Raw genomic sequence first — 22,366 nt, 5'->3', positions numbered from 1 at the left:
TGTTACAGTATCTAGGCAATTTTATACTCCGCATATGTTTCCTCCAACAATTCTTCCGCCTTTGAAGGAATAACGAACATAACCACATAGGTAGTCAAAGCAGCTGCTACGACCAGCAGGGCATAGGCCAGATCAAACCAAATGTTATCGATTAAAGATCGATCAAGATTTTGGACGGATAACACTATCTGAAACACTAGGTTATTATAAACAACCACATTGCCAAGATTGTAGATCATCTCCCCCAACATCCATTTTTTACCGCCCTCTACCATTTTAGATTTTCTATACTTTCTTGAAACAAAAAGATAACCCATAGAAAAAACAACCAGTAAAAAAGCCATTCCGAAACAAACGTATTCCTTTACATCGCTATCACTTGTATAATGTAGTATGGTATACACGATCGCTACTGCAGAAAATGTTAAAAGCAGTTTTGGCAACTGCAGCCACTCTTTAAAGAACCTCCATATAATAGACCTGTATTTTTTACCCAAGGCCTTTTGCCGCTTTTCTACCACATCCATAAAACCCAAAACCCCAAACTTTTTAAATTCGCCTTGTAGGGCCTCTTCAAAAGAAAGGTTCGGGTTCTTTTGCCATTGCTCTTCTATACCATTGGCCATATGGTCTACCAGCTCTGTTTGCAGGTCGTAATGCTCTACATGGTGTGCCCTGGTAAATTTATACAGCTGTTGTATGTGATCTTGAGTAAGCTTCATTCTTAATTATAGATCAGATTTCATATCAATACCTGCTTATTGGTTGCCATATGTGAATTATAAAACTCTAAAAAGAAAAATGAAAAGGCCAAGGTAAAGGCATGCATCCAGACGGAAACAAGGTTTAGGGCGCTATCTTGGAGCAAAGACATAAATACTGTCCAAAACGGATTGTACAATACAAACATGAACGAAAAAGCGATGGCGTTTATATTGAACAGAAAACTGAACGATGTTTGAAAACCAGTGCCCTTGATCCGGTATTTAAAAAAGAGCAACACAGCAAATAACAAGAGGTATAACGAACCTACAAAAACCTCCAAAGCTCTTAACGCTTCTATCGCAATCACATCTGTAGCCAAAAAGAAGAGCCCCGTTATGGCAAAGGCGAACAAAACAGTCTTTAAATAAATAACCTTTACTCTTTTGACGCATTTATTTATAACAATTCTGGGGCCCACCCAAAGCAGTCCGAGCCAATAACTGGAATACTCCCCAAGATCGGTATGCCATTTACTTATTTCGTTTTGAAAAGCGGTATCAAAATCGACTTTTTGAGATTGCATAGCCTCACCAATACTTTCCGAGATATGATCAACTACCTCTACCCTCAAATCTACATGGGTAAGGTTCTTACTATCCAAATAGCGCTCTATAGCTTTTATTTCATCATGTGTAAGTTCCATAATCTATTGAATGCTCCATTTAGGTTTGACCAATTGCTGCATACTTCTTATAAATTCTTCCAACTCGGCCAAACGGTTCACGGTTTCTTTTTCCCCTTGCTCGGTTAGTTTATAATACTTGCGCAAACGATTGTCCACTTTGGCCACCTCAACATCCAACAGGCCCTCGGCCTCCAATTTATGCAGGGCCGGATATAGGGCCCCTTCTGTGATTTTTAAATCCCCTTTGGTAATGGCCTTTACTTTTTGGGTAATCTCGTACCCGTACATCTTTCCTTCTTCATCCAATAATTTTAAGATGATCGTAGATAAGCTTCCCTTGTATAGTTTAGAATTCGCCATTATTTCTGCTACATTAAATTATATCTCAATAAATAGACCTTACCAATATACATAAATTTCTTATGCATAAATAATTTAGGTATATATTTTTAAAGCTTTCCATTTTATATCGATGTGCCAATGCTTAATTTTGTAGACTAGCTATTTAAGAAGATAAACTATGGCAGATTTCTATGCACTTACGGTTAAAAGCATTAAAAAATTAACTCCAAATTCGGTTGCGGTCACCTTGGAGATACCCAAAGATCTGGTTCAGACCTTCGTTTTTACTGCCGGGCAATACATTACTATAAAAAAAGAAATAAAAGGAAAAGAGCTTCGAAGGGCCTACTCTATATGCTCATCCCCCAAAAAAGAAAATATTACCATAGGTATCAAAAAAGTGGACAATGGGGGTTTTTCCCATTACGCAAATACTAAATTACAAGAGGGCGATGTATTGGAAGTAATGCCCCCCGAAGGAAGGTTCTCTTTTAAAACGACCGGGAAGGTGCAAAATATTGCGGCCTTTGCTGCAGGTAGTGGCATTACACCGATCATGAGTATTGCCAAATCTGTTTTGGACGATAACCCAAAAAACACCTTTGTTTTGGTATATGGCAACAAAAGCTATGAAGAAACCATGTTCTATACCGATTTGGTAAAACTGGAACTGGATTACACCAATAGATTTTTTGTTTACTTTACCAATAGTCAAACAAGGGAAGACAAGGCGTTGTTTGGACGAATTGACACTTCTACGGTTAACTACGCCCTAAAAAACAAACACGCCGACACCTCTTTCGACGCCTTTTACCTATGTGGTCCTGAGAAAATGATACATACCGTAAAAGACACCTTGTTGGAAAATGGTATTGAAGAAGATAAAATTCTCTTTGAATTGTTTACGGCCACCGAAATCAAAGAAGAATTGCCTACCCTACCGGACGGACAAACTTCTTTAACGGTAGTTTTGGACGATGAGGAGTTTCAACTGACCATGGACAAGAAAACAACGGTACTCGATGCCGTATTGAAAGAAAATATCGACGCTCCCTATTCTTGCCAAGGAGGTGTTTGTAGCAGCTGTATTGCACGAGTTACCGAAGGAAAGGCGGAGATGGCGGTAAATCAAATTTTAACCGATAGTGAAATTGCCGAAGGTTTTGTTCTTACCTGCCAGGCACACCCAACAACACCGACCCTAAAAATTGATTACGACGATGTATAGCCACCAAACTATTTGGTGAAATACTGGCCGCAATTTATCTGCAAGTCTTTGTGCAATAGCTTATGGAAACAGCACCTTTAGTTGTTCAATGGCATTTTCATAACCCAACATATAGGCCTTTTCTATTCCCTTTCTATCAAGAATTCCTATATGCTCTAGGGCCTTGGGTTCAACGACCATGTCACATTGCCTTATTTTTTCCCTGTTAATGGCATAGATCATAAGGCCCGTGACCCTTCCTGTTAGCTGGATGGAATTTTTTAAGTGTTTCTTGTCCAATTTAGAAACAATGGACACGTTACTGCCAATTATAAAGTCCGCTTTACCCAAAACCGGTTCTAATGGAAAGTTGTTCATAATACCACCATCCGCATACAAACCTCCGTTATAGCTTACAGGACTGAATACCGGTGGTAACGCCGCCGATGCCAATAAAGGTTTAATGAGTTCTCCTCTGTTCACAAATAGTTCTTCTCCTTTTTCAAGGTCGGTGGCAACTACATAAAGGTCTCTTTTGAGCTCTTCAAAAGAATTTTTGGGAAAATAGTTCCTAAAAACATTTTCATACCTGTCGGTATCTAAAAGGCCGGGTTTGGCAATGGTAAAAAAGTTATACTTAAACAATGGGGTCTCTTTAAAAAAACGGATCATATCGGTGATAGAGGTATTGTTTGCATATAAAGCCCCTACAAGTGCCCCAACACTACTACCTGCCACAATTTCCGCCTCCAGACCAAATTCTTGCAGTGCCTTGATAACCCCAATGTGGGCCATGCCCCTTACACCACCGCCCGATAGTACCAATCCTATTTTTTTTGACCTTAGCGATATGTTACTTTCTGGTTCGAGCATACAATAAAAATGCCGTATAGGATTTTGTTCTTCCTATACGGCATTAAAATTAACCAAATACTACCTTATGATTCCAATCCGAACGCATAATAATATTTATCACCGTTCTCATAGATCCCTTCTAACATAACCCCTCCTTTTTTATTCTCTAGTATTTTGGCTACATCTCCTACTTCCTTAACGCGTTTACCATCAATATGTGTGATGATAAAACCTTCTCTCATCTGTGTTTGTCTTTTTATTGTTCCCGGATATAACTTCTTCACCTGAACGCCACCATCAAGGTCCAATTTTTTGGCCAAGTCCTTATCCAAAGTTTCAAAATCGGCACCAAGCAGGTTAAACACTTCTTTTCGCTCTTTTTTAATGATACCGGTGCCACCTTCCCTATTCATTAAGGTTACCTCTATCTCTTTTTTCTTGCCATCACGTTTTACCAACAAGGTTACCTTATCGCCCGGTCTTTTACCTGCAATGATTTCTTGTAATCGTGGAGACGTATGGGTTTCGATACCGTTCACCTCTAAAATAATATCTCCGGACTCTACCCCTGCCTTATCAGCGGCAGAATCTTCACCAACTTCTTCTACCCAAACACCACTGGCAAAATCTACATCTTTTTCCTTGGCCAAATTACTGTCCATGGTACGTATGGTAACACCCAACATTCCCCTTTGTACGTTTCCGTATTTTAAGAGGTCTTCCACAACTTTTGTAACAATGTTACTGGGCACCGCAAACCCGTATCCGGTATAAGTACCTGTTCTACTGGCTATGGCAGTATTGATCCCTACCAAATTACCATCTAAGTTAACCAGGGCACCACCACTATTTCCCGGGTTTATGGCCGCGTCTGTCTGAATAAAGCTTTCTACCGCAAAACGATCCTGGTTAATATTGATATTACGTGCTTTTGCACTTACGATACCGGCCGTAACCGTAGAGTTCAACCCAAGGGGGTTACCAACCGCAAGCACCCATTCGCCAACCTCTACATCATCTGAATTCACTAAAGACATGGTCTTAAGATTATCGGCCTTTATCTGAATCAGGGCCAGATCCGTAGTGGGGTCGGTACCTATTACCGTTGCCTTATAAGATTCGTTATCGTAGAGGGTCACCTCAATATCATCCGCATTTTCTATCACATGGTTGTTTGTTACAATGTACCCTTTGTCATTGATAATGACTCCCGAACCGGTACCTACCCTAGGTTGCGATTTTATTTCTGGCGTTTGACCCTTGAACATATCCCCAAAAAATTCTTTGAACGGGTCGGGGAGCTCCCTCGCCCTACTATTGCCATATTGAGATGACATTTGGGTAGATTTTATATGCACTACGGCATCCAGTACCTTTTTTGAGGTATCGGTAAAATCCAACGGTTTAATATTACCCTCATCATCTGCCGTATACAGCACGTGCTTTCCTTTTACCATTTCTACGGTGGTTACTCCTTTTACTTCATCTTTTTGGTCTAGCTTGTTCAACCCTATCACCCCTAAACTAACGACCAAGGCGATAAGGGCAGAGAAGAAGTAAACCCTTATACTTCCACTCTTTGTTTTGTTTGTATTCATATCTATCTTCTTTTTTGTTTTTACTACAAAATTATGTCAATCCCTATGCCAGTTGGGTCACCTTCAGTGCTAAAAATTTTTTAAAATTTCATATTTTTTTAAGTTCTTTTTTAGACTATCCGGTCTGTTTGCAAAAAAAACATATTGAATTTTGAAAGGAATGTGCTTTTTGGCGACTTTTTAATAGAAATGATGGAGTGCCTTTGAAAAAATTGGGTCCTCGCGATGTAAACGTACCAACCCACCGGTATGTTTATGTCATTTTGTCAATTGACAGGTTTTTTTCATATATTCTAAGGAGGGAAATCTTGAATACGAGAAAACCCGTGTCAATTTTTGTCGTAAGTTTAAATAGAAAAAGAAAATTAAACAGAAATTAATGCAGAGTACGGCCATTTTGGTATTTGCGAATTCTTCTTCCGAAGAGTTGTTACATAAGCCTGTCCGCAATGGAGAAATACTGTTTGATACCCTTACGAAAAATACCCTGAAGACCGTTCAAAAAACGGAGTTACCCTACTTTCATTTTACCGAAAAAGAACAAATGGGCAATTCGTTTGGAGAGCGTTTTACCAATGCCTTAAATACTGTTTTTAACAAAGGGTTCGATAAGGTCATTGCCATTGGTAACGATAGCCCCCAACTACGAACAAGCCATCTAAAGGAAGCGGTATCCGCACTTAGATCACAAAAAACGGTAGTGGGTCCTTCATTGGATGGAGGTTTTTATTTGATAGGCCTTCACAAATCCAATTTTGACCCTGTCTTCTTTCAACAATTACCATGGCGGCGTTTTAACCTTTTAAGTAGTCTGTTGCGAAAACTTACAAATAAAAATTGCGCTGTTTACCGATTACAGGTACTTAATGATCTAGATACCGTAGACGACATAAAAAGACTTTGTGCTTTTACACGTTCTATCTCCACTTCTTTAAGAAAGATATTGACCTCTTTTCTATTTATTAAAAAGAACACGGACGCCTTCTTTATAGAAAATTTTTCAAGTGTCTTTGTTCTACACCCTTACAACAAAGGGTCTCCCTTCTTATTTCATTTCTAATTGAACCGACCCGGGTTGCATAAGCGCCCTCGATTACTAATGAAATAACCTCCAATATGAAATTTGTAATGTTGGTCATGGCCATTGTTATGACCGCACCCACATTAGCTCAGGATACTATTTCCGGTACTGTAAAGGATGCCGAAGGGAATGCTATACCTTATGTGAATATTGTTCTGTTGGATTACGACATAGGGGCTACCACCAATGAAAATGGCTCCTATTCGCTGACAGTACCCAACACCCAAGGTGTATTGCAATTTTCTGTATTGGGCTACAAATCACAAAACATTACCATTAACGGCCGTTTGGTCATAAATGTAACCCTATTGGAAGCATCGGAACAACTGAACGAAGTGGTTCTGACCGCTTTGGGCCTAAAACGTGAAACCAAAGAATTGGGCTATGTAGTTCAAAGCTTGGACGCACAGGGAGTTACCGAAGTAAAGTCGGTCAATTTTTTAGACAATCTATCCGGAAAATTAGCAGGTGTAACGATCAACCAAGGCCCTACAGGTGTAGGCTCTTCATCTAAAATCACCATTAGGGGAGAAGCATCCTTTTCAAATAACAATCCGTTATTCATTATAAACGGGGTTCCTATAAACAACAATTCGGTTTTCAATTATAGCAATGAGGCCGCGACCGGATTTCAAGAAATAGATTTTGGTAACGGGGCCATGGAGGTGAATCCGGATGATATTAAAGAGGTATCGGTGTTGAAAGGGCCAAGCGCCGCCGCCCTATATGGTACACGGGCATCGAACGGAGTTATAGTCATAGAAACAAAGGATGGTGGCAACACCAAAGATCTGGGCATTAGCTACAACACCAGTTTTTTTGTGGACACGGCTTTTAAACTCCCCGATTTTCAAAACGAATATGGGCAAGGAAATGCCGGGCAATTTGCCTTTGTTGATGGTCTAGGGGGGGGTACCAACGATTTAATTTCATATAGCTGGGGACTGCGCTTGGATGTAGGTAATCTAGTTCCCCAATTCGATAGTCCCGTCACATTGCCCAACGGCACCGTGGTCAGAGGTGGAGATACCTCTCTTTACAACAATCTTCCCATTACCCCTACTCCTTTTGTTTCCAATCCCGATAACCTAAAAGATTTTTATAGAACGGGTACGACACTTATTAACAACATAGCCGTTTCCTCAGGGTTTGAAAAAGGAAGTTATAGGCTGTCGTTTACAGATTTAAGGAGTGAATCGATTATACCCGGTGTTGATCTGGATAGACAGACCATTAGTACCCGTTTAAATTTTAAACCGACCAAAAATCTAAGATTCGGGTCCTTTATAAACTATGTGAATTCCAAAAGCAGCAATAGGCCCTCTAACGGATATGGCTCCGAGAACGTAAATTACGCCCTTGTAGGATGGGGACCCAGATCACTAAATATCGAAAGCTTACGAGATTATTGGCAACCAGGGTTGGAAGGAGTGCAACAATACTCGTTTAATTACACCTATTTTGATAACCCCTTCTTTACCATGTACGAAAATCGAAATTCTTTTAACAGGGACCGGGTTTTTGGAAATATCTCCGCCAGCTATGATATTACGGATCATCTAACCATTTCGCTACGATCTGGTATGGATTACTCAAACGAAAGACGCAGGTTAAGACGGGCCTTTAGCTCCAATAGATTTCAAAATGGAGGTTATGCCGAACACGACGTATTTTTTAGGGAAATAAATACAGACTTTCTTATAAATTATGGAAAGGGGTTTCATAATTTAAGTCTCGATGTTTCCATCGGAGGCAATAGATTGGACCAAAAAGCATCTACCTCACAATCACAAACTACCAGTTTGGCCCAGCCGGGTATTTTTAGATTATCCAATGCCGCCTCGCCTATCGAGGTATTCGAATTTGAATCAAACAAGCGTATCAACAGCTTTTATGGACTAGTAAAGTTGGGGTATAAAAATTTCCTTTTTATGGACATTACCGCTCGTAACGATTGGTCCAGTGCCTTGGCAACCCCTTTTTCCGTTGATAATACCTCTTTCTTTTACCCTTCGGTATCCACTAGTTTTATAGTGTCGGAAGTAACAGATCTACCAAACTATATTTCTTTTTTAAAATTAAGGGGCAGTTGGGCCCAGGTCGGTAACGATACCGACCCTTACCAAACAACCGGAGCGTTTGTAGCACAGACACCGTACAATGGCCAACCTACATTCAGCAATCAAAATACCATCGCCAACCCCAACCTAAGACCGGAACAAACCTCATCTTTCGAAATAGGGGCCGATATCCGCTTGTTTTCCGATCGGTTAAATTTTGATATTTCTTACTACAACGCCTTAACAAAAGATCAAATTATATCCTTGCCCATCGGCATCTCTTCCGGATACACCCAACAAGTGGTAAATGCGGGCAGCGTACGTTCTAAAGGGGTAGAGATCATTATGGGAATTTCCCCTATTGTTACCGAAAACCTAGTATGGAAAAGCACTTTTAATTTTAGTACGAACAAAGCCATTGTTGAAGATCTGCCACAAAACGATGGTAGGTTAACGCTTGCTTATTCAAGAATTTACGACAGCCAAAACCAAACGGTATATTTACAAGTGGAAGAAGGGGGGCGCATAGGCGATCTCTATGGTACGGGATACCTAAAAAATGAGAACGGGGATTTTGTTTTGACAGACCAAGGCAACTATATCCCCGATAATACCCTACGAAAACTAGGAAATTACAATCCTGATTTTGCGCTGGGGTTTTCCAACCGTTTCAATTATAAGAAGTGGAATCTAAGTTTCTTGTTCGATTGGAGGCAAGGAGGCATTATTGTATCCAGAACCAGGGCGTTGGGCAATGTTGGCGGTCAACTGGCCGAAACCGCATACCGACCTAAAAATGGTATTGTAGCGGATGGCGTGGTAAATACCGGATCTACAGAAAACCCGATCTACACCCAAAATACGGTCGCTATTTCAGCAGAAAGTTATTATCGCCAATTCTATGACCGAAACCATGAAGAGAACAATATCTATGATGCTTCCTTTTTAAAATTACGCCAATTTTCTATTGGCTACACTTTTGATAATCTAAGCCTTTTTAACCAAGAAGCCAGTTTAAACCTATCGCTCATAGGTAAAAATCTATTTGCCATTACCGAGAACCCTCACTTTGATCCCGAACAGCTTGCCGTACAAGGGCAATCGCTTATTGGTGGTGTAGAAGATATGTCGTATGCAACTACGCGTAGTTATGGTCTTAAGGCAAGTTTTAATTTTTAAGGAAACATGAAATATCTATATATCATACTCGGTTTTTTATTCTTGGCGGGTTGCACTCAAAATTTTGAGGAAATCAACACCAACACTAATACCCCCGTAAGCGTTCAGCCGAGTTTACTATTACGACAGGTCATTTATGATTATGGCGAGCAAATGTCGTATGAAGGATTTACGGCGGGCAATTTATTGGGACAATATACCACTGCGCTAGATTTTAATCTTTTTGATAGGCATAACTTAAAATCCCCTCAATTGGGCGGAAATCCTTGGCCTATATTTTACCAGAATCTTAGGGACAACGAAATTATTCTTGCCCTATCTAAAGAAAATCCGGCATACGCGGTCTATGAAGGTCCTGCCAGAATTATGAAGGCATACATGGCGGCAAGCCTGACCGATCTATTCGGCGATGTTCCCTATTTCGAGGCCTTTAAGGGAGATAATACCACGGTAACCCCAAAATACGACTCGCAAGAATCTATTTACATGGATGAGAATGGTATTTTGGACAATCTCTCAAAGGGTATTGAGACCATACAAAACTACGAAGGTACCATTGTATTGGAAGGCGACATACTATTTAACGGCGATTTAGATGGATGGTTACGTTTTGCAAACTCCTTACGTATCAAGTACCTGATGCGCATTTCGGCCAGGGTAAATATTTCACAAGAGTTACAATCTATAGTTAACGAAGGAAATTTTATTGACAGTAACAATGAGAATGCCGTTTTCGATTTCAGCGATGGTGAACCCAACAACTTCCGTTTGGCCCGCTTACGTATTGGTGATTTCAACAATTTTGTAATGTCAGAAACCATACACGATATCTTATCCGAATTAAACGACCCTAGAATTGCCAGACTCTATAGACCTTTTGCCAACAGTATAACAGAAGATGAATATAACGGTCTTTTAAACGGAATAGATGCCTCGGCCACCACTGTTTCCTTGTCCGACTATTCCTTAACGGGGACCATTTTTAGGGAAAACACCGGACTCTTGGACGCCAATTTTATGACCAGTATGGAAACTCATTTTCTATTGGCCGAAGCCGCCCATAAAGGATATATAAACGCCCAGGCCCAAACATTCTATGAAACCGGGGTATTGCAGGCTTTTGATTATTGGCAGGTAGAACTACCTCCGAACTATTTGACCGATCAAGGGGCCTACGACCCCGAAAATTCATTAGAAACCATTATTACCCAAAAATGGATCGCCAATATGATAAATGGCTATGAGGGTTGGGTCGAATACAGAAGAACGGGGTTCCCAAGATTAAAACAGGTTTCTGCCAGTTTAAACAATAACCAAATTCCCGTTCGTATGCCCTACCCACCAGAAGAAGAGGCTTTGAACAATGCCAATTACAGCATAGCGGCCAGTAATACAAACGGAAACAGTATTAACGTAAAAGTCTGGTGGGACAAAGATTAATGATTATGAAAGACATCTTATTTTGGCAATGGGGACTCATTATAACATCAAGTTTGGTGTTATTCTTTCTTTCTCCTTTAGCAAAAGACACCAATCAGTTTTTTAAGGCGGTCCAAAGGAAAAAGGCTCCCAACACATTTATGTTGATGGGCAGTTTGGTCATTTCCTGGATATTTGCCAAAAGTATTACAAATGCAGCCAATTTAGGGCTAGATTATGGTATTGTGGGGGGTGTTGCCTATGCCGGCTATTATCTATCTTTCACTATTGCAGGCATTATCATATACCGTATGAGGATATATGGACATTATAGCAGCATCCATCATTTTTTAACCTCGAAGTTCGGCAAAACGGCCGTCTCGGTTTTTTCTGTTCTCATTGCCATCAGATTGTTCAACGAGGTCTGGAGCAACACAATGGTCATTGGGTCTTATTTCGGGGATATAGGAACAAGCGCCTATTATGGAAGTATCCTCTTGTTTACCCTGCTCACATTGGCCTATGTCCTAAAAGGAGGTATGAGCAGTTCAATTTTTACCGATGTTATCCAAATGGGGTTATTCTCCATTCTTATAATGGTAATATTGTTCAATATTTTTGGAAAAGAATCATCGTTAACCATAAAAGATGCAGCAAATTCAGGGGTCTGGTCCTTTGAAACGGGACTTAATTTATTGTTTGCCGCCCTATTACAATCTTTTAGTTATCCCTTTCATGACCCCGTTTTAACCGATAGAGGCTTTATAAGCTCACCAAAAACAACATTAAAAAGTTTTCTTTGGGCCAGTGTTGTTGGTGCCGTATGTATTATTTTCTTCAGTGTAATCGGCATCTATGCCCAATCGGAGGGCATGGTCGGCCAGGCTGCGGTGGAAGTCGGTAAGGCCATGGGTGTTTTCATTTTATTGGTCATCAACTTTATTATGATCACTTCGGCGGCCTCCACATTGGATTCTACGTTTTCGTCATTTTCTAAATTACTGTCCGTTGATCTAAATCTAGGAAACACCTTGTCCTTTGGCAGGTGGTCTATGATTATTATTGCCATTATAGGTACCGTTCCAGTGTTCTTAGATGCAGAAATACTCTCCGCTACCACTATTAGTGGTACTATGGTAATAGGCCTGACCCCGATATTCTTGTTCTGGAAAGACAATACACCTAAAATTAGTTTTCACTTAAGCGTGTTTTGTGGTATCGTATTCGGCTTTTTATTGGTTTTTGACAAGTTTCCCCAAGCACTCATATTTACGGCAGGAAAATATGCCGATTTGTTATGGATCAACCTATGGGGAATTTTATGTTGTACAACTCTTTATTTAATACCTAGATGGATAAAAAAATAAAACATATTGGCGCCAAAACTGGAAAAATACTCCTTTTCGGTGGTGTTTATAGCAATTTGCAGGCATTGCAAAAGTTGATATCCATTGCGGAAGCAGCGGGCATAGCACCGGATAATTGCATTTGTACGGGTGATATTACGGGCTACTGTGCCCAACCGGAAGAAACGGTCTCTTTGTTCCGACAATGGGGCGCATTGTCCATTGCTGGCAACGTAGAAATACAGTTGGCAAATGACAGCGAAGATTGTGGTTGCGATTTTAAGGCAGGAGGAAGATGTGACGATTTTTCTAAGATGTGGTTCCCCTATACCAAAGGCCGTTTATCAAAAAACTCATTGGAATGGATCTCGAATTTACCGGAAAACATCAGTTTTGATTACGGCGGCAAAAAGATTACCGTGGTTCATGGCAACTATAAAAATGTATCGGAATACATCTTTAAATCCAACGCGGATGTAAGCAAAAAACAATGTTTTGAAGCAACAGGTAGTGATCTGGTCATTGCAGGCCACTGTGGTCTTCCTTTTCATCAATCAATTAATAACAAAATTTGGTTGAACCCCGGTGTCATAGGTATGCCCGCCAATGACGGTACTACAAGGGTGTGGTATGTATTAATGGATATAGCAGAAGGCGAAATAAAATATACTTATCGGTCTTTTGAGTATGACTATTTGACCACACAGCAATTAATGTACAAAAACCATTTACCGGAAGCATATGCCGACACCCTCTCATCGGGTATATGGGACAATATGGAAATACTTCCCGAGATAGAAAAAATGGGACAGGGCATTCCCATTGCTTTAGACCATTCATTAGAAAACAATATAAAAACAAAAACACAGAAACAGATGGCAGATTCTTATTACGACCCAAAGGATTTAAGAAAATTCAGTAAAATAACCGAATGGAGCGAAGAGCTCGGAACTAAATTTTTTGACTATTATGGTAAGGTTTTCGAAGAAGGCGCACTAAGTGCTAGAGAGAAATCATTAATAGCACTTGCGGTTTCACATGTGGTGAAATGCCCATATTGTATCGATGCCTATACCAAAGACGGTTTACAAAAGGGAATTACCAAGGAAGAAATGATGGAGGCGGTTCATGTTGGAGCGGCCATTGAAAGCGGAGCTACCTTGGTACACGGTGTACAAATGATGAACAAGTATAACAAATTATCTATGTAGAAACCGTATTTGGAAAAGTCAGTTTATGACCATTACTTCCAAATACAAATTATGGCTACTTAAATTATAAATATGGCTACAAAATCGCTAAAAGCGCAAGGAGATGAACTAGCAGTTTCCAACAAACAATTGGAAATCTTGAACGGTGGCATTTTTGAAGAAGGGGAACTCCCTTACTTTAAGGATAAGATCGACATGATCGGTAAATTTCCCCTGCGTCCAAAGAAACTGGAAATCTTACAGATCAATGTAGGTTATATGTGCAATCAGGTCTGCGAACACTGCCATGTAGATGCGGGTCCGGACCGAAAAGAGATCATGACCCGGGAAACCATGCAACAATGCCTAGAGGTTATTAAAAATACCGGTGCACACACCCTTGACCTTACTGGTGGCGCTCCAGAAATGAACCCTCATTTTAGATGGTTCGTAGAAGAAGCCGCCAAGGCGGGCATCAAAGATTTTATTGTTCGTTCGAACCTTACCATTATAAGGGCCAACAAAAAGTATTATGACCTGCCCGATTTCTTTAAAAAACACAATGTTCATGTTATTTCATCCATGCCACACTACACAAGGGGAAAAACCGACAAACAACGTGGTAACGGGGTGTTCGATAAATCTATTAAGGCCTTACAAGAATTAAATGAGAGGGGGTATGGTATACCCGATAGCGATTTACGGTTAGACTTAGTCTATAACCCCTCTGGAGCCTACTTGCCCGGGGACCAAGCTGCTTTGGAAAAAGACTTTAAAAAAGCCTTGATGGAGGACTTTAACATTCAGTTTCATAATCTGTTCGCGATTACGAACCTACCCATTGCCAGGTTTTTAGATTATTTGATCGCTTCCGAAAATTATGAAGATTATATGTATGCCCTGGTCGAAGCCTACAACCCCGCCGCGGTCGCCAATGTCATGTGCACCAATACCATATCCATCAGTTGGGACGGGTGGTTGTACGATTGTGATTTTAATCAAATGTTAGATTTAAAAGTTGCCAGTAAAGTAAAACACATTAAAGATTACAACGAAGACCTGTTGAATAACAGGAACATTATTATATCTCAGCACTGTTACGGCTGTACAGCCGGCTCTGGTAGCAGCTGTCAGGGAACTGTTGCCTAATATGAACTATTTGACCCCCCGATTGATAATTATATCATAACGGGGGTCTACCATCAATTAGACCGGTATACCTTTTCCTCATAAGCCTCAAAAAGAATAGGGAGCCATCATCCCTTGTGGGTAAAAGCTAAATTCATGAAGCGTCAAAGCGCCCACTATACCCCATATATACCGTATACTGCATCTAACAAGCTTGTCGTTCAACCTATAAAATTGCACCTAAACCGACTGGTCGGTCCGTTTCTCCGATGGCTAAATATGTAGTTCGTCCGAATAATGGGTTTTTACCGATTATTTTCTTCCCTACACCGTTTATCGCCAATGAGGAGAGATATTGTTGAGTTCTTTGTACAGACCATACGGTCGGATAACCCAAATCTTGAAATCATGGACAAAAATTTAAAACGCATGGCCACCATGCACAATATGCAGACCACCGGTCTGGAATTATTTTATAGCAAAGGATATTACAATACAAGTATCGATGATATATTAAAAAGGCTTTCGTTATCGAAAGGAGCTTTCTACTATCACTTTGATTCTAAAGAAGATTTCTTTATTCAAATCGTGCAAAACCTACTTGCGAGAAAAGTCTATAGCACTTTAATAGAACCCATAGAGGGCCATAAGAACCCATTGGACCTAATAACCAACTGCTTTGAAGATGCCTTGGAAACGGCGGTACACAATGAAATGGATTTTGGCTGTATTCTGAGCAATTTTCTGACCGAATTTCAAGGAAAGAACGAGAACATCATGAAACATTTAAACGATGTGGTCGCTATTTGGGAAGTAAACCTGGTCTCTACTCTTCAAAAAGGAAAATTCAATGGATATATAGACCGGCATGTTGACTGTGAAGCTGTGGCCACTTATTTAATGAGTGCCTATTTTGGTATTAGAACATTAATGGTAGGTGCAGCACCAAGTGCCAAAAAATATAGGTTTATGTCACAATTAAAACAATATTTTAGATCCCTACATCCTATGACCGTAGGTGTTTAGACCATTATTGCCCGCTAATTATATCGAGTACTTTATGAATTACCCTCTTTGGAGGAATCGTCTCCATGGCCTTTTCATAGCCCGGAGGAAATTTATTCCCATACACCGAAGTAGGAATCAAGGGAAAACGCGTCCTATCTGCCAATAGGGCATTGCTTTCATCTTGCCCAAAAGGGTAAAACCCTGCATACGGGTGGGTAACTCCCCATAAAGTAATTACGGGAACACCGTAAATGGCCGCCAAATGACCGTTTCCACTGTCCATTGAGACCATGACATTCAAATTACCGATCAGGTTTAATTCTTCCTTAAAGCTAAGTTTACCTATAACGGATATACAATTCTCATATGTACCTTCCCATTTTTCCAGTATTTTCGCCTCTTTCTTCCCTCCTCCAAAAAGTAAGATCTGATACTTTGCTACAGCATTCAACTCAGAAACAACTTTCTCCATTAGTGGCAATGGGTACACCTTTCCTTCAAAAGCCGCGAACGGCGCTATTCCGATAGTTTTTAAAGGCTTTAACCCCAGTTTCGACTTTATACCTTCAGCCAATGGTCTTGGCTTGCATATACATTTCGTGTCTAATTGAAACCCAAGGCCCAATTTCGAAAAAACTTCCGCATACCTATCGTACATGGGCATCAAAGGTTCGAATTTCTTGTCTTTTTCTGCCACTAAAGCCTTTTTCTCGGCTCTTCCTTTATCCAGTTGTACGAACGGTGTTCCACTTAAACCAAAGAAGATTTTTAAAATGTTGCTTCGCAATACATTGTGCAGGTCCGCTACAGCATCAATATTCAACTTACGAAGTTCTTTGTATAGCTTCCATAAGCCATTAATACCTTTATGTCTACCGTTAACTTCCGCAACGTACACCTTTACGTTTGGAATATTCTCAAGAACAGGTTTTAAAAAAGCTTTCGTTAAAAAAGTAATCTTAAGTTCAGGATACTCTTTGGTCAAAGCCATTAAGACAGGAACCGTCATCGCCACGTCTCCCATGGCAGAAAGTCTAATGACCAATAAATGTTGAGGCTTATTTTTGACCACGTAAGACGGGATTTAGTTCCTCATCGTTATACATTTTCATTTGTTTATATACCTTCATGTATTTACGACCAGCCTCAATATCATCTAACAATTGGTCTATAGCCGTAGAAAGGTCTTTCTTCTGTTCTAATAAAATAGAAAGTTTCGCATTACATTTTTCTAAATGATCGGAAGAGGCATCGGTTCTATTGGCTTCCTCTCTCATATGATAGATCTTTAGGGCAAGAATAGAGAGGCGGTCAATGGCCCAAGCGGGGCTTTCGGTGTTTATCGTAGCATCTTCACACACTTCTACCGATTGGTATTTTTTTAGGAAATAACTATCAATGTACTCTACCAGATCCGTACGATCCTGATTACTGGCATCTATCTTTCGTTTTAGGTCAAGGGCAGCGTTCGGCTCAATATCGGGATCCCTTATAATATCCTCATAATGCCATTGAACGGTATCTATCCAATTTTTTCGATAGAGCAAATGGGCTATATCATCTTTGGGATACGGATTTTCGAAAGATTGGTATACATCATCCTTTTCGTGATATTTTTCAATGCTTTTTTCAAAAATATCAAATGCAAACTCACTAAACATAATCAGAATTTTACACAAAGATACCCCTTATTGTCAAATTAAAAGGCGGCTCACAAAAACTACTATGGGAACCAATATACAGCCCAATAGAACAAGTTCCCTAAATTTTTCCTTCCTAATGGATTCCACATAGTTGGTCAACAATATTATTGAAGGGAAAAAAGTGACCATAATGGCGTTGCCATTGCGGGAAATGACCAAGAGGTTCACGATAAGCCCCAATAAAAAAGAGAATGTAATCAACCGGATGGTGATGATTTTTCCCAATCCGGCATTACTGAGTTTTAAAAATGTCCAAATAGATAAGACAACGTTTATGAATATGTATAGGGAGACTTTAATGCTCGAAGTCCAGTGTAGAGGATAGATCGCTTCGATATTTATGCTAAAATCATAGTGGTCGGTAAGAAAATCAGTCTTGTCCAACAGTAGGACGGTACTAACCAAAATCATTGAAAAACAAAGAACCGCTGAAAAAATAGCCAACCAGTTTTTGATATTCTTTGCATCATAAACGTATATAGTGACCATCACCAATGTTAAATATAGAACGGCCCAATCGTAAAAGATACTGGAAACCAATATCCATAAACTGGCGTCGAATATTTTCAACCTAATGCTTTTAAGCGATTTTACACTAAGCAGGCGCCTAGTTGCCAAAAGCAGAAAAAAACTACATAACACCGCATTATCGTCGCCCAAAGACTCCGGAAAAACAACCAATAGAATCGCAAAAAACAGTATAGCGTACGAATTGGGCCCGGTAAGTTTGTTCTTTTTTACAATAAAATCTACAACAAAAACACTGAACAAAAGTGACCCCAGCACGAGTATTTTCTGCGCCGTCCCGTTACTTAAAAAGCTTTGTTCGAACAAAAAATTCTGAACTGTTAAATAGAAAAAAAGGACAAATCCGGCAACAATAATGAAGTTGATCGGCTTAGTTTTTCCAAAAATGCTTGAAATCATGTATGATTTTTATATTTTTGCGGGTGTAAATATAACAATAAGATGAAGTCATTTTTTGAAGGTATAGAGGATTTGTTCGTAAACGTATTGTTTGCCCCTTTGGATTTTTTCAGGTTCGCGGATAGCTGGGCCTTTTCTAACATACTCAATTGGTTGTTTATGTTGATCGGCTTTGTTGCTTTCGTTTATTGGATGCTACAACTAAAAAAGTTCAACGACAACGGAGAAGAGGACAAGACCAGTACTTCTCATTCGTTCCTTTAAACCTGACCTATTATAATTATAGGTCGAAGCCTATATCCTTTCGGTAATTAATTCCGTCGAAATCCAGTTTTTCCACATTGTTGTAGGATAATTTAAGGGCTTCCTTAAAATTGTCCCCGTACGAAGTTACAGCCATGACCCTACCACCATTGGTCACCACTTTTCCTTCTTTTAATGTGGTTCCGGCATGAAAGACAATAGAATCCGTTATAGATTCGATTCCCGTAATTTCCTTTCCTTTTTCATAACTACCCGGATACCCTCCTGATACGGTCATCACCGTAGTGGCAGAACGCTCATCTATTTTCAGGTCTACATCGTTCAAGGTTCCCGCAGCTACCGTTTTTAAAAGTTCAATGAAATCGTTTTGTATCCTTGGCAAAACAACTTCTGTTTCCGGATCGCCCATGCGCACATTATACTCTATCACCTTAGGGTCGTCCCCTACCTTGATCAAACCGATAAAAATAAATCCCTTATAGGGTAAATTATCTATTTTAAGGCCTTCTACGGTAGGTTTAACGATTCGCTGCTCTATCTTGTCCATAAACACTTCATCAGCGAAAGGAACGGGCGATATGGCCCCCATTCCGCCGGTATTAAGCCCCGTATCACCTTCGCCGATACGTTTATAGTCTTTAGCGGTCGGTAAAACCTTATAGTGTTCCCCGTCGGTAAGCACAAAAACACTCAGCTCAATGCCATCCAAAAATTCTTCTATGACCACGGTGGTACTGGCAGTTCCAAATTTTTGATCTACCAACATCGCCTTAAGCTCGTCTTTGGCCTGCTGCAGATCGTTTAAAATAACCACCCCTTTTCCAGCGGCCAAACCATCGGCCTTTAAAACATACGGAGCACTCAACTCTTCTAAAAAACGAAAACCATCCTCCACAGTTTCAGCCGTAAAACTTTTATACCGTGCCGTTGGAATATTATGTCGCATCATAAATTCTTTGGCGAACTCTTTACTACCCTCTAAGGTCGCGGCCATTTTTTGAGGTCCTATCACAGGAACGTTGCTCAACTCGGTATCTTGTAAAAAGAAATCGTGTATACCGTTCACCAAAGGATCTTCTGGCCCCACCAAAACAAGTTCTATGTTTTTGGAAAGGACTACTTTTTTTATCTCCTTAAAATCATTAACACCAATTGGTATATTCTCGCCTAATTCGGCAGTACCTGCGTTACCAGGAGCAATATATAGATTAGATAAATTTTGACTTTGACTTATTTTCCAAGCCATTGCATGTTCACGACCCCCAGAGCCAAGTAAAAGAATGTTCATAAGAATGATTTTGGCAAAAATAAACTTTGCTGTATTATAAAACTATTTAGAAGTAAAATCTCTATGTTCCTTTTTCTGTAACTCCTGTGGAGACAGTGATTTAAAATAATCGTATACGATTTTCAATCCTTCGGACCTCGGCGTTTTCGGCTCCCAACCCAGTACTTTTTTCGCTTTGCTTATATCTGGTTGCCGTTGCATAGGGTCATCTTTAGGTAATGGTTTATAAATTACCTTTTGACTGGTACCTGTAAGGGCAATTATCTCCTCCGCAAAATCCTTGATCGTGGTTTCGTGCGGATTTCCAATATTTATAGGATCTGTGTAATCGCTAAATAGCAATCGGTATATTCCTTCTACCTGATCGTCTATATAACAGAAAGAACGTGTTTGTGAGCCATCACCAAATACCGTCAAGTCCTCACCCCTTAGCGCCTGCCCCATAAAGGCGGGTACTACCCTGCCATCGTTTAAACGCATTCTAGGCCCATAGGTATTAAAAATACGTACAATGCGGGTATCTAGTCCATGATGGCGATGATACGCCATTGTAATAGACTCCATAAACCTTTTGGCCTCATCATATACGCCTCTAGGTCCGATTGGATTTACATTGCCATAATACTCTTCGTTCTGCGGGTGTACCAAAGGGTCGCCGTACACTTCAGAGGTGGACGCTACCAAAATACGAGCATTCTTTTCCTTGGCCAGCCCTAAAAGGTTCAATGTACCCAAAGAACCAACCTTTAGGGTCTTTATAGGAATTTTTAAATAATCGATGGGGCTAGCCGGTGATGCAAAATGTAGAATGTAATCCAGTTTTCCGGAAACATGTACAAACTTTGTTACATCGTGAAGGTGAAACTCAAAATTCTCCAGTGGGAACAAATGCGAAATATTGTCCAAATCACCCGTTATGAGATTGTCCATACCAATCACATAAAACCCCTCTTTTATAAACCGATCGCATAAATGCGAACCTAAAAAGCCTGCTGCACCGGTTATTAGTATTCTTTTCATATTATTTAATAAGCCTTTTCCTCTCCCTTAAATGCATTAATGACCGTTTGCACAATAATCTTTAGATCCAAGAAAAAAGACCAGTTTTCCACGTAAAATATATCAAACTTAATTCTGTTCTGAATATCACTGTCCTGTTCAATTTCTCCCCTATATCCTCTTACTTGGGCAAGTCCGGTAATACCAGGCTTTACAAAGTGCCGTAACATATACTTATCCACCCTACTGGCATACTCATCAGTATGTTTTAACATATGTGGTCTTGGACCCACAACGGACATGTTTCCAAAAAGCACGTTATAGAACTGAGGTAGTTCGTCAATACTGGTTTTTCGTATAAACTTACCAATTTTCGTAACCCTCATATCGTTTTTGCCGGCCTGTAGCGTATCCGCATCTTTGTTCATGGCCATAGACCTGAATTTAAAGCAATAAAATTCATTGTTATCGAATCCTGTACGTTTTTGAATAAAGAACACGGGACCCTTGGATTCTAACCTGATCAATAAGGCCAAGATGGGCCCGAACCAAATTAAGATTCCAAAAATAACTATCAAAGAAAAAACGATATCGAACATTCTCTTCAAAAAGGCGTTCAACGAATTATGCAATGGTATATCCCGTAACGAAAGTATGGGGAGATAATCATAATACTCGAATTTCAATTTTTTGGAAAAGATGTTTTTATTGTCAGGCAAAAATTTAAGTGTTTTAAGGTTATTATCCGCAAAATCTATAAAGGCTGCAATCTCTTCGTTTTTCAATTCAGATACCGAACAGTATATTTCGTCGATATTATTATTGGCGATATACCTGAAACAACTTATTAAATCGAAATTGGCATCTTTTGTGGAAAACTGTCGCATAAACTGATATCCATACTCACGTCTTTCATTAAAAACGTCTATTAACTGGTTCGCCTTCTTACTTTTGCCAATAACCACTACGTTTCTAATATTACCCTTGACTCTTTCTCTATATTTCATCAAAAGTGTATAGCTCAAAAACTTTAAGACAGATACACCGGCGAACACCAAAAGAAAATACTTTCCTAAGGCCAGTCTACTCATCAACGGTTGTTTAAAAAAACCTATATAGGCATACAGTATCAGGAAGAAAAAAACAAATTGTGTAAATAGCTTACGAAGTATTACAACAACCTTAGAGTACCTGTGAACTTCATAAAACTCGTTCTTAAATGACAAAACGACCCACGCAATGGTTATATAACTGTGGAATAGAATTGGGTTTTGAAAGTTTATGGGAAGAAAATTAGTGAACAGGTTCACCACCAATAAATCCATGATATAAGATAATGGTGTAATGAATCCTGAATATCTACCTTGTTTGAAAAACATTTA

The 22,366-nt window shown here is 39.8% G+C and carries 20 protein-coding genes and 1 pseudogene; 10 read left to right on the top strand and 11 right to left on the bottom strand.

Annotated elements, in window-relative coordinates:
• Positions 1 to 11: 11 nt before the first annotated feature.
• From J8L85_RS03280 to J8L85_RS03270, 3 genes are read right to left on the bottom strand one after another with little or no spacing between them, the layout of a single operon-like run.
• Positions 12 to 722 carry a hypothetical protein gene (locus J8L85_RS03280; protein ID WP_211014495.1) on the bottom strand — a complete coding sequence of 237 codons (711 nt, stop codon included), beginning with the start codon at positions 720 to 722 and terminating at the stop codon, positions 12 to 14.
• Positions 723 to 742: 20 nt separating this feature from the next.
• Positions 743 to 1,408, bottom strand: coding sequence for a hypothetical protein (locus J8L85_RS03275; protein WP_211014493.1), 666 nt, complete (start codon positions 1,406 to 1,408; stop codon positions 743 to 745).
• 3 nt (positions 1,409 to 1,411) lie between these two features.
• Positions 1,412 to 1,750 (bottom strand): helix-turn-helix transcriptional regulator, encoded by a 339-nt coding sequence (locus tag J8L85_RS03270; protein WP_047246834.1) that lies wholly within the window; start codon positions 1,748 to 1,750, stop codon positions 1,412 to 1,414.
• A gap of 160 nt (positions 1,751 to 1,910) precedes the next feature.
• Between J8L85_RS03270 and J8L85_RS03265 the strand changes: the two genes are divergently transcribed.
• On the top strand, positions 1,911 to 2,960 hold the full coding sequence (locus J8L85_RS03265; RefSeq protein WP_211014492.1) for a ferredoxin--NADP reductase: 1,050 nt from the start codon (positions 1,911 to 1,913) through the stop codon (positions 2,958 to 2,960).
• A 60-nt stretch (positions 2,961 to 3,020) separates the two neighbouring features.
• Here the strand turns inward: J8L85_RS03265 and J8L85_RS03260 are convergent, their stop codons facing one another.
• Positions 3,021 to 3,812: a patatin-like phospholipase family protein gene (locus J8L85_RS03260; RefSeq protein WP_211014490.1), complete on the bottom strand. Its 792-nt coding sequence runs from the start codon at positions 3,810 to 3,812 to the stop codon at positions 3,021 to 3,023.
• A 65-nt stretch (positions 3,813 to 3,877) separates the two neighbouring features.
• Complete coding sequence (locus tag J8L85_RS03255; RefSeq protein ID WP_211014487.1) at positions 3,878 to 5,392, bottom strand: Do family serine endopeptidase; 1,515 nt, start codon at positions 5,390 to 5,392, stop codon at positions 3,878 to 3,880.
• Positions 5,393 to 5,771: 379 nt separating this feature from the next.
• Here J8L85_RS03255 and J8L85_RS03250 point away from each other — a divergent pair, with 379 nt between their 5' ends.
• From J8L85_RS03250 to J8L85_RS03215, 8 genes and pseudogenes are all read left to right on the top strand, one after another.
• Positions 5,772 to 6,452, top strand: coding sequence for a DUF2064 domain-containing protein (locus J8L85_RS03250; protein WP_211014485.1), 681 nt, complete (start codon positions 5,772 to 5,774; stop codon positions 6,450 to 6,452).
• 56 nt (positions 6,453 to 6,508) lie between these two features.
• On the top strand, positions 6,509 to 9,712 hold the full coding sequence (locus tag J8L85_RS03245) for a SusC/RagA family TonB-linked outer membrane protein (RefSeq protein ID WP_211014483.1): 3,204 nt from the start codon (positions 6,509 to 6,511) through the stop codon (positions 9,710 to 9,712).
• Between the two features lie 6 nt (positions 9,713 to 9,718).
• A complete protein-coding gene (locus J8L85_RS03240; RefSeq protein ID WP_211014481.1) occupies positions 9,719 to 11,152 on the top strand; it encodes a SusD/RagB family nutrient-binding outer membrane lipoprotein in 1,434 nt (477 codons plus the stop codon).
• Between the two features lie 5 nt (positions 11,153 to 11,157).
• A complete protein-coding gene (locus J8L85_RS03235; RefSeq protein ID WP_211014479.1) occupies positions 11,158 to 12,498 on the top strand; it encodes a sodium:solute symporter in 1,341 nt (446 codons plus the stop codon).
• Positions 12,483 to 13,118, top strand: a pseudogene (locus tag J8L85_RS03230) (metallophosphoesterase family protein); the annotation flags it as partial. The gene J8L85_RS03235 and the pseudogene J8L85_RS03230, both read left to right, overlap by 16 nt.
• Positions 13,119 to 13,352: 234 nt before the next feature.
• The gene (locus tag J8L85_RS03225; protein ID WP_084696481.1) at positions 13,353 to 13,688 is read left to right on the top strand and encodes an arsenosugar biosynthesis-associated peroxidase-like protein; all 336 of its coding nucleotides are present in this window, start codon (positions 13,353 to 13,355) and stop codon (positions 13,686 to 13,688) included.
• Positions 13,689 to 13,760: 72 nt separating this feature from the next.
• Entirely contained in the window at positions 13,761 to 14,816 is a 1,056-nt protein-coding gene (gene arsS / locus J8L85_RS03220; RefSeq protein ID WP_211014477.1) for an arsenosugar biosynthesis radical SAM (seleno)protein ArsS, read from the top strand.
• A 321-nt stretch (positions 14,817 to 15,137) separates the two neighbouring features.
• The gene (locus J8L85_RS03215) at positions 15,138 to 15,821 is read left to right on the top strand and encodes a TetR/AcrR family transcriptional regulator (RefSeq protein ID WP_247656543.1); all 684 of its coding nucleotides are present in this window, start codon (positions 15,138 to 15,140) and stop codon (positions 15,819 to 15,821) included.
• A gap of 4 nt (positions 15,822 to 15,825) precedes the next feature.
• Here the strand turns inward: J8L85_RS03215 and J8L85_RS03210 are convergent, their stop codons facing one another.
• Genes J8L85_RS03210 through J8L85_RS03200 form a run of 3 tightly spaced genes read right to left on the bottom strand, consistent with a single transcriptional unit; the run spans position 15,826 to position 18,433 of the window.
• Complete coding sequence (locus J8L85_RS03210) at positions 15,826 to 16,875, bottom strand: glycosyltransferase family 9 protein (protein ID WP_348771719.1); 1,050 nt, start codon at positions 16,873 to 16,875, stop codon at positions 15,826 to 15,828.
• Positions 16,862 to 17,464, bottom strand: coding sequence for a DUF4254 domain-containing protein (locus tag J8L85_RS03205; protein WP_211014474.1), 603 nt, complete (start codon positions 17,462 to 17,464; stop codon positions 16,862 to 16,864). The genes J8L85_RS03210 and J8L85_RS03205 overlap by 14 nt, the downstream gene beginning before the upstream one ends.
• Positions 17,465 to 17,497: 33 nt before the next feature.
• A complete protein-coding gene (locus tag J8L85_RS03200) occupies positions 17,498 to 18,433 on the bottom strand; it encodes a hypothetical protein (protein ID WP_211014472.1) in 936 nt (311 codons plus the stop codon).
• A 42-nt stretch (positions 18,434 to 18,475) separates the two neighbouring features.
• On the opposite strand from J8L85_RS03200, the gene J8L85_RS03195 reads away from it, so the two are divergent.
• Positions 18,476 to 18,697, top strand: a complete 222-nt coding sequence (locus J8L85_RS03195; protein WP_211014470.1) for a uracil phosphoribosyltransferase — start codon at positions 18,476 to 18,478, stop codon at positions 18,695 to 18,697.
• A gap of 16 nt (positions 18,698 to 18,713) precedes the next feature.
• On the opposite strand, the gene purD is transcribed toward J8L85_RS03195, so the two are convergent.
• From purD to J8L85_RS03180, 3 genes are read right to left on the bottom strand one after another with little or no spacing between them, the layout of a single operon-like run.
• Positions 18,714 to 19,985 (bottom strand): phosphoribosylamine--glycine ligase, encoded by a 1,272-nt coding sequence (purD, locus tag J8L85_RS03190; protein WP_211014467.1) that lies wholly within the window; start codon positions 19,983 to 19,985, stop codon positions 18,714 to 18,716.
• Positions 19,986 to 20,027: 42 nt separating this feature from the next.
• Complete coding sequence (locus tag J8L85_RS03185) at positions 20,028 to 21,005, bottom strand: UDP-glucuronic acid decarboxylase family protein (RefSeq protein ID WP_211014465.1); 978 nt, start codon at positions 21,003 to 21,005, stop codon at positions 20,028 to 20,030.
• Positions 21,006 to 21,010: 5 nt separating this feature from the next.
• Positions 21,011 to 22,363, bottom strand: coding sequence for an undecaprenyl-phosphate glucose phosphotransferase (locus tag J8L85_RS03180; RefSeq protein ID WP_211014464.1), 1,353 nt, complete (start codon positions 22,361 to 22,363; stop codon positions 21,011 to 21,013).
• Between the last annotated feature and the right edge of the window lie 3 nt (positions 22,364 to 22,366).

The organism is Maribacter sp. MMG018, assembly GCF_018100785.1.
In the GTDB taxonomy this organism is placed as follows: domain Bacteria; phylum Bacteroidota; class Bacteroidia; order Flavobacteriales; family Flavobacteriaceae; genus Maribacter.
This window is presented reverse-complemented; position numbering and strand designations above follow the sequence as displayed.

Excerpts from the sequence above, each read along its gene's own strand:
- J8L85_RS03280 (WP_211014495.1), bottom strand. The coding sequence starts at position 722 with ATGAAGCTTACTCAAGATCACATACAACAGCTGTATAAATTTACCAGG.
- J8L85_RS03275 (WP_211014493.1), bottom strand. The coding sequence starts at position 1,408 with ATGGAACTTACACATGATGAAATAAAAGCTATAGAGCGCTATTTGGAT.
- J8L85_RS03270 (WP_047246834.1), bottom strand. The coding sequence starts at position 1,750 with ATGGCGAATTCTAAACTATACAAGGGAAGCTTATCTACGATCATCTTA.
- J8L85_RS03265 (WP_211014492.1), top strand. The coding sequence starts at position 1,911 with ATGGCAGATTTCTATGCACTTACGGTTAAAAGCATTAAAAAATTAACT.
- J8L85_RS03260 (WP_211014490.1), bottom strand. The coding sequence starts at position 3,812 with ATGCTCGAACCAGAAAGTAACATATCGCTAAGGTCAAAAAAAATAGGA.
- J8L85_RS03255 (WP_211014487.1), bottom strand. The coding sequence starts at position 5,392 with ATGAATACAAACAAAACAAAGAGTGGAAGTATAAGGGTTTACTTCTTC.
- J8L85_RS03250 (WP_211014485.1), top strand. The coding sequence starts at position 5,772 with ATGCAGAGTACGGCCATTTTGGTATTTGCGAATTCTTCTTCCGAAGAG.
- J8L85_RS03245 (WP_211014483.1), top strand. The coding sequence starts at position 6,509 with ATGAAATTTGTAATGTTGGTCATGGCCATTGTTATGACCGCACCCACA.
- J8L85_RS03240 (WP_211014481.1), top strand. The coding sequence starts at position 9,719 with ATGAAATATCTATATATCATACTCGGTTTTTTATTCTTGGCGGGTTGC.
- J8L85_RS03235 (WP_211014479.1), top strand. The coding sequence starts at position 11,158 with ATGAAAGACATCTTATTTTGGCAATGGGGACTCATTATAACATCAAGT.
- J8L85_RS03225 (WP_084696481.1), top strand. The coding sequence starts at position 13,353 with ATGGCAGATTCTTATTACGACCCAAAGGATTTAAGAAAATTCAGTAAA.
- arsS (WP_211014477.1), top strand. The coding sequence starts at position 13,761 with ATGGCTACAAAATCGCTAAAAGCGCAAGGAGATGAACTAGCAGTTTCC.
- J8L85_RS03215 (WP_247656543.1), top strand. The coding sequence starts at position 15,138 with ATGAGGAGAGATATTGTTGAGTTCTTTGTACAGACCATACGGTCGGAT.
- J8L85_RS03205 (WP_211014474.1), bottom strand. The coding sequence starts at position 17,464 with ATGTTTAGTGAGTTTGCATTTGATATTTTTGAAAAAAGCATTGAAAAA.
- J8L85_RS03200 (WP_211014472.1), bottom strand. The coding sequence starts at position 18,433 with ATGATTTCAAGCATTTTTGGAAAAACTAAGCCGATCAACTTCATTATT.
- J8L85_RS03195 (WP_211014470.1), top strand. The coding sequence starts at position 18,476 with ATGAAGTCATTTTTTGAAGGTATAGAGGATTTGTTCGTAAACGTATTG.
- purD (WP_211014467.1), bottom strand. The coding sequence starts at position 19,985 with ATGAACATTCTTTTACTTGGCTCTGGGGGTCGTGAACATGCAATGGCT.
- J8L85_RS03185 (WP_211014465.1), bottom strand. The coding sequence starts at position 21,005 with ATGAAAAGAATACTAATAACCGGTGCAGCAGGCTTTTTAGGTTCGCAT.
- J8L85_RS03180 (WP_211014464.1), bottom strand. The coding sequence starts at position 22,363 with ATGTTTTTCAAACAAGGTAGATATTCAGGATTCATTACACCATTATCT.